This window comes from Verrucosispora sp. CNZ293 (assembly GCF_002754655.1).
Map to the genome: position 1 here is coordinate 483,273 of NZ_PEFR01000001.1, position 12,476 is coordinate 495,748.

19 protein-coding genes are annotated in these 12,476 nt (G+C 68.2%); 12 read left to right on the forward strand and 7 right to left on the reverse strand.

From position 1 onward, the window contains the following. Window positions 1-201: a DUF397 domain-containing protein gene (locus CLT74_RS02195; RefSeq protein WP_099845045.1), complete on the reverse strand. Its 201-nt coding sequence runs from the start codon at window positions 199-201 to the stop codon at window positions 1-3. An 86-nt stretch (window positions 202-287) separates the two neighbouring features. Here CLT74_RS02195 and CLT74_RS02200 point away from each other — a divergent pair, with 86 nt between their 5' ends. The 11 genes from CLT74_RS02200 to CLT74_RS02240 all read left to right on the forward strand — a co-directional run bounded on the left by CLT74_RS02200 (window position 288) and on the right by CLT74_RS02240 (window position 7,431). Beyond that, window positions 288-848, forward strand: a complete 561-nt coding sequence (locus CLT74_RS02200; RefSeq protein ID WP_486581915.1) for a DUF6879 family protein — start codon at window positions 288-290, stop codon at window positions 846-848. 8 nt (window positions 849-856) lie between these two features. Beyond that, window positions 857-1,711 (forward strand): helix-turn-helix domain-containing protein, encoded by an 855-nt coding sequence (locus CLT74_RS02205; RefSeq protein WP_486581916.1) that lies wholly within the window; start codon window positions 857-859, stop codon window positions 1,709-1,711. Between the two features lie 120 nt (window positions 1,712-1,831). Next, window positions 1,832-1,996, forward strand: coding sequence for a hypothetical protein (locus CLT74_RS30350; RefSeq protein WP_158240173.1), 165 nt, complete (start codon window positions 1,832-1,834; stop codon window positions 1,994-1,996). A gap of 42 nt (window positions 1,997-2,038) precedes the next feature. Further along, window positions 2,039-2,434: a DUF1232 domain-containing protein gene (locus CLT74_RS02215; RefSeq protein WP_099851132.1), complete on the forward strand. Its 396-nt coding sequence runs from the start codon at window positions 2,039-2,041 to the stop codon at window positions 2,432-2,434. Window positions 2,435-2,794: 360 nt separating this feature from the next. Next, a complete protein-coding gene (locus CLT74_RS30105; protein ID WP_143697021.1) occupies window positions 2,795-3,022 on the forward strand; it encodes a hypothetical protein in 228 nt (75 codons plus the stop codon). Further along, a complete protein-coding gene (locus CLT74_RS02220) occupies window positions 2,994-3,977 on the forward strand; it encodes a radical SAM protein (protein WP_199172055.1) in 984 nt (327 codons plus the stop codon). The genes CLT74_RS30105 and CLT74_RS02220 overlap by 29 nt, the downstream gene beginning before the upstream one ends. Further along, the gene (locus CLT74_RS02225) at window positions 3,964-4,713 is read left to right on the forward strand and encodes a hypothetical protein (protein WP_143697022.1); all 750 of its coding nucleotides are present in this window, start codon (window positions 3,964-3,966) and stop codon (window positions 4,711-4,713) included. Before CLT74_RS02220 ends, CLT74_RS02225 begins: the two co-directional genes overlap by 14 nt. A gap of 102 nt (window positions 4,714-4,815) precedes the next feature. Continuing rightward, window positions 4,816-5,598: a hypothetical protein gene (locus tag CLT74_RS30620; RefSeq protein WP_486581917.1), complete on the forward strand. Its 783-nt coding sequence runs from the start codon at window positions 4,816-4,818 to the stop codon at window positions 5,596-5,598. Next, the gene (locus CLT74_RS30625) at window positions 5,595-6,242 is read left to right on the forward strand and encodes an AAA family ATPase (RefSeq protein WP_199172058.1); all 648 of its coding nucleotides are present in this window, start codon (window positions 5,595-5,597) and stop codon (window positions 6,240-6,242) included. The genes CLT74_RS30620 and CLT74_RS30625 overlap by 4 nt, the downstream gene beginning before the upstream one ends. Further along, window positions 6,214-6,663 (forward strand): NUDIX domain-containing protein, encoded by a 450-nt coding sequence (locus tag CLT74_RS02235; RefSeq protein WP_099845050.1) that lies wholly within the window; start codon window positions 6,214-6,216, stop codon window positions 6,661-6,663. The genes CLT74_RS30625 and CLT74_RS02235 overlap by 29 nt, the downstream gene beginning before the upstream one ends. A gap of 273 nt (window positions 6,664-6,936) precedes the next feature. Beyond that, window positions 6,937-7,431, forward strand: coding sequence for an NUDIX domain-containing protein (locus CLT74_RS02240; protein WP_486581918.1), 495 nt, complete (start codon window positions 6,937-6,939; stop codon window positions 7,429-7,431). On the opposite strand, the gene CLT74_RS02245 is transcribed toward CLT74_RS02240, so the two are convergent. From CLT74_RS02245 to CLT74_RS02260, 4 genes are all read right to left on the reverse strand, one after another. After that, on the reverse strand, window positions 7,358-7,765 hold the full coding sequence (locus CLT74_RS02245; RefSeq protein ID WP_158240174.1) for an Imm1 family immunity protein: 408 nt from the start codon (window positions 7,763-7,765) through the stop codon (window positions 7,358-7,360). The genes CLT74_RS02240 and CLT74_RS02245 overlap by 74 nt on opposite strands. Beyond that, complete coding sequence (locus CLT74_RS02250; protein ID WP_099845052.1) at window positions 7,762-8,349, reverse strand: DddA-like double-stranded DNA deaminase toxin; 588 nt, start codon at window positions 8,347-8,349, stop codon at window positions 7,762-7,764. Before CLT74_RS02250 ends, CLT74_RS02245 begins: the two co-directional genes overlap by 4 nt. Continuing rightward, window positions 8,261-8,878 (reverse strand): DUF6244 family protein, encoded by a 618-nt coding sequence (locus CLT74_RS02255; RefSeq protein WP_486581919.1) that lies wholly within the window; start codon window positions 8,876-8,878, stop codon window positions 8,261-8,263. The genes CLT74_RS02250 and CLT74_RS02255 overlap by 89 nt, the downstream gene beginning before the upstream one ends. Window positions 8,879-8,997: 119 nt before the next feature. Then, window positions 8,998-9,561 (reverse strand): class IV adenylate cyclase, encoded by a 564-nt coding sequence (locus tag CLT74_RS02260; RefSeq protein ID WP_486581920.1) that lies wholly within the window; start codon window positions 9,559-9,561, stop codon window positions 8,998-9,000. Window positions 9,562-9,713: 152 nt separating this feature from the next. On the opposite strand from CLT74_RS02260, the gene CLT74_RS30355 reads away from it, so the two are divergent. Next, window positions 9,714-9,878 carry a hypothetical protein gene (locus CLT74_RS30355; RefSeq protein WP_158240175.1) on the forward strand — a complete coding sequence of 55 codons (165 nt, stop codon included), beginning with the start codon at window positions 9,714-9,716 and terminating at the stop codon, window positions 9,876-9,878. A gap of 257 nt (window positions 9,879-10,135) precedes the next feature. Here the strand turns inward: CLT74_RS30355 and CLT74_RS02265 are convergent, their stop codons facing one another. Beyond that, entirely contained in the window at window positions 10,136-11,053 is a 918-nt protein-coding gene (locus CLT74_RS02265; protein WP_099845053.1) for a phosphotransferase, read from the reverse strand. Then, window positions 11,050-12,426, reverse strand: coding sequence for a helix-turn-helix domain-containing protein (locus CLT74_RS31040; protein WP_158240176.1), 1,377 nt, complete (start codon window positions 12,424-12,426; stop codon window positions 11,050-11,052). Before CLT74_RS31040 ends, CLT74_RS02265 begins: the two co-directional genes overlap by 4 nt. Window positions 12,427-12,476 lie beyond the last annotated feature (50 nt).

Consider the following 12,476-nt stretch of genomic DNA (forward strand, 5'->3'; position numbering starts at 1 on the left):
TCACAGGTTGCTGAACTCTCCCTGGTCGGCGCCTCGGAGGAAGGCTTGCCATCCGGAACGCGAGAAACGGAGCATCCCGCCCTCGGGGTTCTTCGAGTCCCGTACGGCAACCCCCTCACTCAGCGACGCGACCTCCACGCAGTCTCCGTTGAGGCTCTCCGAACTCTTACGCCATACCAGGCGTCCGGAAGCGTCGGACACGTTGACTCCCTTCGTTGTCTGGGTCGAGACTGCCACAGAGCATCCACCGCGACTAGTCTCAAGCCTCGACTAGACTTGATCGGAAGGTGGCGGCAGAACGGGACAACCTGATGCAGATGGGCGAACTTCAACGCAGGCTGAGCATGGCCGCGCGGTCGGTGTTTCGGCTCGAAACGCTGCCCGCGTACAGCGCGGCGGGCGAGGTCGACCTGCTGCGCGACTTCCACGCAGGACGCCCGCTGCCACCCCGCACACCAGAAACCGATCCCTGGCTACGGATGGTGGCGGACAGCGTGCAGGCCGGCACCCGGTGGAGCCGTGTCCACGTCCTACACCGCCCGCTATCGGACTACCTACGCTTCGAGCTGCTGGGCTATCACGGCAACGTCGCCGCCGGCGAGGACGTTCGAATCGCGGACCGGGCGAAGGCCCCCGAAGCACTGGGCGCGCTGAGGCAGGACTTCTGGCTCCTCGATGACGAGTTCGGCGTGATCATCGAGTACGACAGCGAGGGTCGACGTCTCGCCATGTCGCCCACCAGAGATGTCGGCAGCCTCATCGCACAACAGGACCTCGCGATGACGCACTCGCTCCCACTTCGGGACTACCTGCCCACAGTTCAGGGCGAGTTGCGCAGATCCTGGTGAATAGACCTGTGGACGATCAAACGGCGCTCGCGACCAGGCTGCGTGAACTCCGCGAGGACGCAGGTCTGTCGACCACGCGACTCGCCGCCGCCCTGGGCTGGTCACAGTCAAAGGTCTCGAAGATCGAAAACCGTCGCACGAAACCGTCCGTCGACGACGTCCGGTCATGGTCCGCAGCGACGGGCGCCACCGCCGAGGTCACCGCCGAACTGACCAACGCCGCGGAGTCCATCCAGGTCGCATCGATCATCTGGGACCGGACGCTGACCGGCGGCCGGGCCGCGCACCAACGCCGGATCGGCCGCACCCTCGCCGAGGCAAACCGGGTGCAGGTCTTCCAGCACGCCGCAGTACCCGGACTCCTTCAGACCGCGGAGTACGCCCGCAGCGTCCTCGCCCTCGCCGACGTGTTCGGCGTCAGCGACACCACGCGGGCAGCAGCCGCCCGGGTCGAACGGCAGACAGCCCTCTACGAGAAGGGACGACAGTTCGACTTCCTCATCTCCGAAGCCGCGCTGCGGTTCCGCCCCGTACCCCACGACGCGCTCGCCGCCCAGTACGACAAGATCCTGTCAGTCGCCACGCTACCGAGCGTGAGCCTGTCGATCCTGCCGACCGGCGTCCGCCCCTCAGCGGTACACGCCCATCCGTTCGTGATCTACACCCTGCCCGACGGCTCCCAACTCACCACGATCGAGACCTACACTCGCGAACTGACCCTCACCGACCCAGAAGAGATCCGCGTCTACTCACAGGTATACGACTCGCTCCTCGCAGACTCCGCCACCGGCGAACAGGCCCGCCAACTGCTGGAAACGATGCGGGCCGAAGCCCTGAACTCAGCGGAGTCGCAGGCCCGGTGACCGCAAGCCGGGAGACAGACAGGCTCTCATCTCGTACCGGTCGACGGCATCGGCCTACTCGTCCGATACCGGACACCCCCCGTCGAACGGAGCCGCGCCACCAACGCTGAGGAGGTAGGGGTGCACGTACGTCGGATGCCCGTCCGGGGCGACCCGCCAGCCCGCTGCCCGGTCGTACGCGAACTCCGGGCCTGGCCGGTCGAGCACGTCGAGGCCGCCCGGATCCAACTCCTGCGCCGCAACGCTATGCAGTGGCACCTGGAGCCGCTGCCCCAACACCACTGATCGCGCCGCCCCCGACGGCGATGACAAGCTGAGCCCGTGATCATGCGTGACTGGCTCGTCGGCCTGGGCATCACGATCGTGCTGCTGCTTGCCTCCTGGGCGCTGCTGATCCTGCTCGCCCGCCGCCTACCACCCGGCACCTTGCGCGACCTGGCCGCTTTCATCCCCGACTGCGTCACCACCGTCCGTCGACTGCGCACCGACCCTCGAGTGCCCCGCCGAGCGAAGATCGCCGTGCTGATCGCCGGGATCTGGGTCGCCAGCCCCATCGACCTGATCCCCGAGTTCCTGCCCGTCATCGGCCCCCTCGACGACATCGTCGTGGTTGCTCTCGCTCTGCGCTACGCCGCACGCCAAGTACCTCGGGACGTCATCCTCGCGGCCTGGCCCGGCGAGCCCCGGCTGATCGAACGGCTGCTCGGCACACCGCCGGCCTGACCACACTGGCGCGGCCCCCGCCGGAGCCTGGGTCGAGAAAAAGATCGTTCGCCGCGTCAGCGACCGGATGCTTGCTCTCCTGGCGGAGATCGGACTGCTCGCCGCCGGAGTGCTGTTCCTCGCCGGCCTGTGAGCCAACCCGCCGCATTACACGGAGCAGGCTCGCGATCGATCACTCGCCTAACTCGCCGTCGTTGAATACGCAGCCCTACCGGTCGGCCAGCCCACTCGTCGATCGGGGGCACTCACGCCGGTGGTGTCGAGATCTTGTGTCGAAGGTGTTCGACATCAGCGCACGGTGGGTTGATTGGTCATGCCGCAGCGCCACCATCCACTTGGAGTAGTCGATGTGCGTCCCCCGTGACCAGGCTCCTCGCCTCGATTTCCAGACGGCTGTCGGATGGCGGCGGGCGTCCGAAGCTGGCGTCGGTCGCCGGGTTCCGTGTCGAGGTGATGCTCGGGCTCCTCGGCAGCGGCTGGGCCGAGCGCGCCTTTGTCTCGGTTGGCGTCTCGACGCGGTTGACCACTCATCAGGAGGCTCATGATGACCATGCTTGGCATGCCCGCTATGCCGTCCGTCGCGCTTGAGCAGACGGGTCCGGTCACCTTCACCGCTGGACATCACTTCGCCGCGCGTGACGCGTCGATCGAGGAGTTGGTGACGGCGGCGAAGGTTCCCCTGTCGGTGATCCTGCAGGTGACGAAGCGGTGCAACTTCGACTGCTCGTTCTGCTCCGAGACGCTCCAGCTCCCGGATCCGACGCTGCCGCAGTTGGACACCATCCGCGGGAACCTGGCGGGTGTGTCGCGGGTGTTTCTGTCCGGCGGCGAACCGCTGCTCCGCCGGGATTTCGGGGAGATCGTGGACATGTACGCCGGGGACTTCATCGTCGGTGTGCCGACCAACGCCACCCGGGGGTTGCAGCACGCGAGGTCGATGGTGGGGAAGGTCGCGTTCGTCAACGTGGGCTTGGAGGGGCCGCGGTCGACCACCAACCGGGTTCGCGGCGACTACGACGAGGTGATGGCAGGCGTTCGGGGGTTCCTGGAGGCAGGCTTGCCGCTGTCGCTGTCGGCCGTGGTGTACCGGTCGACGCTGCACGCGTTGCCGTTCACCTATCAGATCGCGGATGTCATCGGCGCGGGCAAGCTGAAACTGATCCTGCCACTGCGCAAGGGCAACGCCCTCGATTTGGAGGAGAACGAGTTCATCAGCCTGGGTGAGGCTGGTCAGACCTTTGATCGGCTGACCGAGGCGCGGGCGGTGCACGACTGGCGGCCGGCGCTGCGGATGACGACGTGGACCCCGGACACCGAGGGGCACATGATCCTGGTGGAGGTGACGGGCAAGGCGAGCGCATGGCCGGTGTATGACGCCCCGGACCTGCTGGAGCCTCTCGGTAATCTCCTGGAGGAGCCGGTGTCGGAGGTCTGGGCACGGTACCGGTTCAAGCGCAACCACTTCGCCAAGTATCTCGGTGCCAGCATCCGTACCGTGTCCCACGCCGGTCCGACCGGGTCGGGTGGGCATGCCCGTGCGTGAGTACACGAACTTGCAGTGGCCGGAGGCGCCGTTCGGTGCCGACCAGCGTCCATTCGGCCGGCAGCGCGACATGCTGGCCGCGTTCGCTCTGGCCTGGGCGAACCAGCCCGGCGAGGGGCCACTCCCGGTCGCGGCAGCGACCGTCTACCTCGGGGTCCGTCGGCACGGCAGCGCCTACGAGGTGGGGGAGGAGAGTCTGTCGATCGGGTTCCGGGCCGATGTCGTCGAGGACAGGACCGAGATACCCGAACTTCTCCGGTTGACCGATCGGGCGTTGACTCGGTCCCGCCGGCACGCGGCGGTCCTGGCCGGTCACCGTCTCGGCGGCGATCTGTCCCGCATGGCCGCGCTGTCCGCGGTGCCGCTGCGTGGTGCGGCCGGGGTGCTGGCCGCGTGGGTGAACCGCGCCGCGAAGCAGCGGGGCATGGCGCTCATGGTGGACACCTCGGTCGAGGCCAGCGCCGCCGGCGCCGAGCTGGACATGCCGCTTGAGCCACTGCCCCGCCCGCTGCCGCAATGCCCGGCGTGCGCTGCCGAGACGGGCCGGTATGTGCTGGGCCGGGGCCTGGCGATCGGGTTGACAGCGGCGGTGCACGCCGGCCGTTACCGCTGGGAGGGGACCTTTCGCGTCACCGATGCCGTCGACAGGGCGGCGTGGGACGTACTGGAAGTCGGCGGGACCGAGCACCACGCGCACGACACGGCCCGTCCGCCGGTTGCCCGCCCAGCGGGGTGACGACCGCTAGCCTCGATGGCCGTCGCCCGCGGCGTACCGCAGACGGCGGTCAGCCGGCCGTGACCGGTACGTCTCAGATGAAAGGGATACAGGCTGGTGCGAGTGATCAGCGACGTCGGCGGGCCGGGCAGGATTCCCGACCGACCGCCGGGCACGCGCCTGGTCGCCTCGATCGACGTCGAGTGGAGCAAGAACTACCGGATCAAGAACGGCAACCAGGCGTTCTGCTACTCGGTGGCCTGGCTCGCCGTACCGCTCGACGGTGAACCGCTGGTGGTGACATCCGGGCTGCCGTTTTGGGCGACGAGCGTGTACCTCGACCGCGAGGACGAACGACCGGACCTGGTGCAGGCAGCGGCCAGTGACATCGGCGCAGCGGCCGACGCGGCGGATCTGGTCGTCGGTCACCAGCTGTGCAGCGACCTGGCGGTGCTGGCCGCGAACGCGGGCACAGCGGCGCCGGCTGCCCTCGCCGCCGCCCAGCAGACATGGCGCGACCGCCGACACGCGGCCGTACGCGACCAGCGGGTGCTCGACACCCGCTTCGACGCCGGAGGCGTCCTGTCCAACACCTCACGACGGCTGGTCGACGTGTGCGGCGAGTTGGGCCTCGACGTGACGCAACCCGAGCTGACCCGAAAATCCATGACCGCGCTCAACCGCGACTGGCTCCACAACGCCGACACCGAAGCGCGAGAACGAATCACCGTGCTGAACCTGCGGCACAGCCTGTCCACCGCGTACGTCGCGCTCCGCGCGACCGGCACCCTGACCTGGCGAACTCCGTTGAACGTCAACACCATGCTGGCCGACAGGCTCGCTGGACGGGTCGGCTGGCTCGAACACCCCACCTTCCGCGCGCTCACCCACAGGAGACGCGATTGAGCGTCCGGAACTGCGTACTCATCGGAATCGAGGGCACGCACGCTGCGGGGAAGACCACCCTGGTACACGCCCTGACCGCCCACTACCGGCAACGCGGAGTACAGGTCGACTGCACCGGCGAGCCGGCCCGCACCAGTCCGTTCATCGAAGAGATCGTCATCCACGGCAAGGGCACCTTCGACCTGGCAACCGAGGTCGACCTGTTCGCGCAACAGCTCTCGACGACACTGCGCGCCGCCCGCCACCACAAACTACTGATCTGCGACAAGACCGTCGTCAACGTGCTCGCCTACGCCCGCATGGTCCTACCCGCCGCCGACGCCAGTCACGACGCCGACGTACTCGACGCGATGGCTCACTTCTGCCGGGCCTGGGCCCCCACGTACGACGCCGTGTTCTACCTCCCGGACCGCTACCCCGACCCTGCCGACCCCTTCCGAGCCAAGGTCGCCCACCTGCAAGACCAAACTGCCGAGGCGGTACGGCGAACCCACGCCGAGGTTGGACTGCCACTGGTGGAGGTGCCGGGTGGTCTTGGCACCGGCGAACGCATCGCCTGGATCGCCCGGCGGGTCGACCATCTTCTCGCTGGTCAGCCAGCTACGCTCCGCCAGCGTGACCGCACCACCGACCCACCCAGTTGACGTACTACTCCTCCTCACCCACGCCGACCACGTCCTCCTCGCGCTCCGCGACGGCACCGGCTACGCCGACGGACAATGGAACCTGCCCAGCGGCAAACTCGAACCCGACGAGGACGCGATCAGCGCCGTCATCCGCGAGGCCCGCGAAGAAGTCGACTTGCGGCTCTCCCCGGACGAACTACGGCTCGTCACCACGGTGCACCACCGCAACCCCTCCGGACACGCCCGCGTCGGCCTCGTCTTCACCGCCACCCACAACCCTCGCCAGCAGGGCGCCCCAACCAACGCGGAACCGCACAAATGCGCCAAGATGGAATGGTTCCCGATATCGCTGCTGCCTATGAACACCTACCCGTACACCACAGCCTGCGTCCAAGCCTTCCGCGACGGCCGACCCCTCGCCCTGGACGGCTGGCAGTAATCCGAACGCCTGAGGTACGACGACACCCGACAAGGGAATTCCGGGTAACCCGGTCGCGCATGCGCCGAGGCTCTCGCCGTGCTCCAGCGCCCGCAGGCGCGGCCGGAGCGGATCGCCTGATGCAGAAGGACGCCCCAGCGGTCGTCGCCAGCGTTGTCGATCAGACGGATGTTCACACACGCCGCATGCGGCCGGCGGCCAGGCGTGGCTGAAGGTTCTTACCGTCACCGGCGAGATGGTCTTCGTCCGGCAGCAGCGCGGCCCGTACGCGAGATGTCTGCTGCTGCCAGCGGCAGGATCCAGCTCGGAGAGTCGGCGCAGGACGCAGTCCGCCGGGAGGCGGCAGAAGAAGCCGGCTTCGAGGCCGGCGAGCTGACACCGACCGGGATGTACGAGATTCGCGGCGAGAACGACTCATACCACTTCCTGATGTTCGCCTTCCACGCCGGCATCGCGATCCAGGTGACGCCCGGCGGGCATCACGTGAACGGGCCTGCTCCAGGCAGCGGTCGACGAAGTGCAGCCACATCCGGCGGTGATGCCAATCCTCGACGAGGCGGGTGTCGCCCACTACCCCGTGCGGGACATCAGGGCCGGACCGCGTCGAGACGGGATCCCAATGCGCGGGCATCTGACCGCAACTGCGGGCGCCGCACGAACGCCAGGTGTCTCGGTTCGTCTCACCTGCAGCTGATCATTGAGAGGACTGATCTCGGTGGTTCCAGTCGACGTTGGTGGGTCGTTGGCGTGTGGTGGCGTATTCGATGAGGGCTGCTCGGGCTGTTGCGGGGGTCACTCGGGCGAGTTCGGGGGAGATGTCTATCAGGCCGGTGTCGGGTGATTCGTAGACGGTGATTGGTGTGTCGGGTTCGTGTTCGGTGGCGTAGCTGCCGTCGGGTAGCCACTGCACTGCTGCGCGGTCGGCGTCGAGGTCGATGTCGATGCGGAGGACCGGCTTGTCGTCGGTGCCGATCGTGAGTGTTTGTCCGCATCCTCCGTGGGGCATGATCGTCTGGGTCTGTTCGTCGAACCAGCGTCCGGCGTCGTCGGGGCTGGTCGCGTCGTGGGCGTGACTGTGGTAGTCGCGTAGCAGCAGTGTCATGGGGTGATCCTTTCTCCGTTGCCGGTGTAGACACGGTGCCACCATGTGGTTCCGCCGTCGCGGGTGACCCACACGCGTAGGCGGCTACCTGCCGGAAGGATGGCGGGGAGCATCTTGTCGCAGGTCCAGGGGTAGTTCTGGTCGCGGTCGTTGCTGCCGCAGACGGTGTTGTCGATCGCGAGGTCGGCTTCCCGGGCGTGGGTGTGGCGCATTCGTGCGGCGGCTTTGGACTCTGCGTGGTCGTGAGGGTGACTGGTGGTCCGCGTAGCGGATCGTGGTCCAGGTCGGCGGCCAGGGACCGGTCGCCGCCTCCTGAGTAGATTTCCTCGCCGTTGAACAGGCCGAGGGTGGGCGGGTCGTGCCGGCGGGGCGAGTCTGGAAATGGTCGACGGCGGGGCGTATGCGTCGGGCAGGGTCGCCGGATCGTCTGGTACCCAGTCGGAGCCGACCGGCCGTGGGACACCCGCCGCCGGTTGCCCGCTCGGTCCACCCGCGTCACCAGCGGAACCTTGCTGGGGTCGTGCCGCATCGTCGGCCGCTGCCGGAACGGCGGGCGGTCGGCTGGTGTCGCTTCCGCCGCCCATCGCTAGTTTCCCAGGTCACCGACCTGTCTGGCCTGCGCCAGTGCCGCGTCGACGTGTTGTCGGCCGTAGTCCCTCGGGCGCGGACGGCGGTCAGTATCTGCAGTATCTGTTGCAGGCGCGCCAGCGTCGGGCCGGGCTGCCCGCCCTGCAGCGCCGTCGTGGCCAGCCGCCGCGCATCGTCGACCGCGGACGCCGCCGCCGTCGCGCTGCCCTCGGCTGTCGTCAGCGCCGCGACCATCGGTGTGAGGGCGGCGATGGTCTCCTGCGGTGAGGGCTGCCGCCCCACCGAGCCCACCGCCCGGGACGCTTCACCCAGAACATCCGCGGCCTCTGCCAGCCGGGATCGGGCCTGCCCGATCATCTGCCGCACACGAGCCAGCCCTGCCGTGATACCGACGAAACCGGAGGCCACCGCCCGAGCGGCGATCTGCTCGACACCATGGTCGGCCGCTGCTGCCTCCTGCTGCGCCCGAGCCACGCCCGCCGTCATCGACTGCACATCGACACCGATGCTGTCGGTCAGCGACATTTCACCAGCCCCGCTCAACGCCTCGCGTCCGCAGCGGACCGTGGAAGCGTAGAGACGCAGACCGACGGGACACAACCACCTTGGGTAAGGTGCCTGGGACTCGACGCCACGCCGCTGTTCTAACCAGCTGCCGCCGCGCTCCGCAGCAACGAGTCGTACGTGTCCGTTGTGCGCGTCACCGGCACCCCGAGCGAGCGAACCAAGCCGTCCAGACGCTCCTGCACGGCCCAGCCGGAATCATCGGCACCGATCAACGCCTCCACCTCCACGAACGCGCCCAGCCCCTCGACGGCGTCCAGGCACAGCGACACCTCACCCCATCGGCCGGTACGACGCCGCTTGACGATCCGCACCGTCGGCGTGAAGCCCATCGTCACCAGCGCGGCGTGCATCTGCTCTCGATCGGCCACCACGGTCTCGTGCTCCAGACAGGCCAGCTCGTTGTCCACCGGCTGCTTGACGGTGAACAGGTGCCGGCCGTCCTGGGTGCGCAACCGCGCGAACGGCACCCCGATCTTGCTCATGCCGTACCGCCACGCCGCCGGCGCGTACGCCTGATCGTCCTGACTCACCGCGTCGGACAACACAACACCGTGAGCTGCCAAAGCCGCCACCAGCGCCGCCTCGTCGCCCAGGCGATACTTGACCTCGACCTCGTGCGCTGCTTCCGGGATAGCGGTCACGTCGCAGCAGCCTAGCCGCCAGCAACCCGCCGCAAGGGCATGCGTGCCGCGGCACCGCCCGAAGCACGCCGGCCCGACGGTTGGCTGCCGATCGCTACAGGGTATGGCTAGTGTGACAACATCCCGTATCCGCGCCTGTAGGAAGCCATTCCATGTCCAGCATGCCGCACGAGGTCCGTGAAGCGCGTCTCGCGCTGGGGCGGAAGCTGGCGGCGCTGCGCAGGGCCGGCTGCACCCAGAACGGTCTGGCACCGATGGCTTTGTATGGGCGCAGCACCGTCGCCAACGTCGCGCTGGGCCGGGAAAACGTGGGCTGAGGCTTTTTTTGGGTCCGCTGCGACCGGATACTCGACACTGGTGGCGCGCTGGTCGCCGACTATGACCGGATGCAGGCCCGCGCCCGACAGGTGGACCGCTCGTCCGCCCTTCGTGGTCTGCCGCGGCCCTCTGGACTACGTCGACCGTGAAGACGTCGGCGGGCGATCGCCTCTTCGGACCGGGAGACAAGCCCCGTACCGGCACCCGGCTGGAGTAACAGGACGTCTCTTGTGCTGGTGATGGGCGTCGATGTTGATCAGTGGCGGGGCAGGTCGGCAAAGGGGGTCCATCGGGTGTGGTCGTCGCCGGTAGTGATTGTGTGGAGGCGTAGGGCGAATTCGTCGGGGATGCCGGGGCTGCTGTGGAGGAGTGGTACGGCTGCGACGATCATTTTGAGTTCGCGTGCTTCGCGGAGCAGTGGCCAGTGTGGGTCGGTGGTGATGTCGTAGCCGTAGGCGGCGGCGAGGCGTTGGTGTTGTCCGGCGCGGTGGAAGCGGGCTTCGCCGACAGGTACGGCGACGAGGTCGACTTGCCAGGGGCCGAGGCTGGTGGCGTCGAAGTCGCAAAGCACGGTGTTGCCGGTGGCGTCGCGTAGGAGGTTGCTGGGGTGGGCGTCGCCGTGGATGAGTCCTGGGCTGGTGTTGTCGCGGAGAGCGTCGATACGTGGGGCGAGTCTGTCGCACCAGGCTAGTAGGAGGTCCCGGTGGTGGGGGGTGAGTCCTTCGGCGTCGGTGATGCGGTGCCGGGCGTCGCCGATCGGGTCCCACAGCGGCAGGGCGATCGGTGGACGGGGCAGGTGGTGAAACTGCCGCAGGACGGGGCCGAGGTCGTCGACGGTCGGTGGGGGTGGTTGTGGGGGTAGGTAGGTCCAGATGGTGGCGGCGAGCCCGTCGATGATGAGGGGCTGGTCGACGCCGGGGACGAGACGAATGGTCGGCGCGTTGGTGTCGGCGAACCAGGCACCGAGGGCCGCGACCTTGGTCGCGCGGTCGAGGAGCCGTCGGGTGCGGCTGATGCGGACAACGATGCCTGCGGTGGGTAGAGCAAAGACGGCGTTGTTGGCGAGGTGCAGCAGGCGGGCGTCGTCTGAGGTGACACGCAGGTGTTCGGCGATGCGGTGTAGGGCGGTGGTCATGGCCTCGGCGGTGAACCGTCCGAAGGTGGGGTCAGTCATGCCTTCACGCTGGCCAGGTTGTCCCTGAACTCCTGGACGGCCGGTTGGTCGGCGTGGTGGTTGAGGTCACGGCGCAGGTTGTGGATGCGGTCGATAACCCGGGCCGAGGCGAGTTGGTCCGTGTGGTCGAGGACGGTGGCGCCGATGGTGAGGGCGCGGTCGGGTTCGCCGGCGAGGAACATGGCGCTGCACAGGCCGATCTGGTTGAGCACGCTGCTGCGTACGTTCTGCGGCCCGAATGCGGTGATCGCTTCGCTGGTCCATCGGACGGCCTGCTCACCGTGGCGCGGGTCGTCGCGAGCCATGTCGCGGTAGACCCGTCCGTACTGGGCGAGAACCTCCGCGTAGCTGAAGAAGCTCATCCAGTTCGGCTCGCGATCCGGCTCGACATGTGAGTAGGCGTCGGTCGCTGACGCCAGCCGGGTTCGTGCCTGGGCGTGGTCGCCGAGGGCCGCCAGCGATGCCGCTTCCGCACTGTCGAGCATGGCCGTGATCGCCGGGGTGGCTGCACCACCCAGGTGTTCGCGGGCCAGCCGGAGGGTCTCCACCGCGTCGCGGTTGTGGTGAAGATGCTGGAACTGGCGGGCCTGGCAGTAGCGCACCCGGGCGGCCAGCCGCGCATCGCCCGCTGCGACCGCCGCCCGTTCAGCGGATAGGAAGTGCCGTTGGGCATCAGAGTGGTGACCGGCATCGAACGCTGTCCAGCCCGCCAACTGGCGTGCTTCCGAGGCGGCGGTCAACGCCGTCTGCCTGAGCCTGTCGCTTTGCGTGCCGGCGAGCACCCGGGAGACCACCTCGGCGAGCGCCGCCACTTGCTGGTAGACCGCGCCGCCTCCGTACTCGTAGTCCATTGACCGGTACAGCGTGATGATCGCGTGGATTCGGGCAATGTCTGCCGTCCCGATACGGCACCCTCCAGTCGGCCCTCCCAGCAGTCCGGATGCTGCGGCGATCGCCGTGATACCGGCCAACAGCGCATGGCGCCGGTGCACGGGCGACGCGCTCATCTGCGCCAGTGTGTCGGCAGCGCAGCCGGGCAGCACTTGCCTTGTGAGAGCGTTCGCCCTCGAAGCGGGCACCGTCTGGACGCCGGCGCCTTTGGCTCTCCGGTACTCGCGTTCCAGAGCCACGATGCGGTCGTAGCCGGCGGAGAGGACTCCGTCCGTGCGGAGGATTTTGTCGCAGGTTTGCCAGAAGGTGCGGTCCGGCCGTTGGTGTCCCGTCTCGGCATTCGCAACTGTGCTGCGCCCGTAGAGGGTGAGCGGAGCCAGCGAGTGCTGGGTGTGGCCGGCGGCCTTTCGCAGTGCGGCAAGTTGTTGGCCGAGTCTGCGTCGCGCCTCGCGGATGTCGTGAGGGTCCACTGGGTTGGACACTTCCCACCTCCCTGGTCCGCAGCCTGCCGCGATGATTGTGCCGTCGACGG

Excerpts from the sequence above, each read along its gene's own strand:
- CLT74_RS02215 (WP_099851132.1), top strand. The coding sequence starts at position 2,039 with ATGCGTGACTGGCTCGTCGGCCTGGGCATCACGATCGTGCTGCTGCTT.
- CLT74_RS02220 (WP_199172055.1), top strand. The coding sequence starts at position 2,994 with ATGCCCGCTATGCCGTCCGTCGCGCTTGAGCAGACGGGTCCGGTCACC.
- CLT74_RS02225 (WP_143697022.1), top strand. The coding sequence starts at position 3,964 with ATGCCCGTGCGTGAGTACACGAACTTGCAGTGGCCGGAGGCGCCGTTC.
- CLT74_RS02240 (WP_486581918.1), top strand. The coding sequence starts at position 6,937 with ATGTCTGCTGCTGCCAGCGGCAGGATCCAGCTCGGAGAGTCGGCGCAG.
- CLT74_RS02245 (WP_158240174.1), bottom strand. The coding sequence starts at position 7,765 with ATGACACTGCTGCTACGCGACTACCACAGTCACGCCCACGACGCGACC.
- CLT74_RS02250 (WP_099845052.1), bottom strand. The coding sequence starts at position 8,349 with ATGGGCGGCGGAAGCGACACCAGCCGACCGCCCGCCGTTCCGGCAGCG.
- CLT74_RS02255 (WP_486581919.1), bottom strand. The coding sequence starts at position 8,878 with ATGTCGCTGACCGACAGCATCGGTGTCGATGTGCAGTCGATGACGGCG.
- CLT74_RS30355 (WP_158240175.1), top strand. The coding sequence starts at position 9,714 with ATGTCCAGCATGCCGCACGAGGTCCGTGAAGCGCGTCTCGCGCTGGGG.
- CLT74_RS02265 (WP_099845053.1), bottom strand. The coding sequence starts at position 11,053 with ATGACTGACCCCACCTTCGGACGGTTCACCGCCGAGGCCATGACCACC.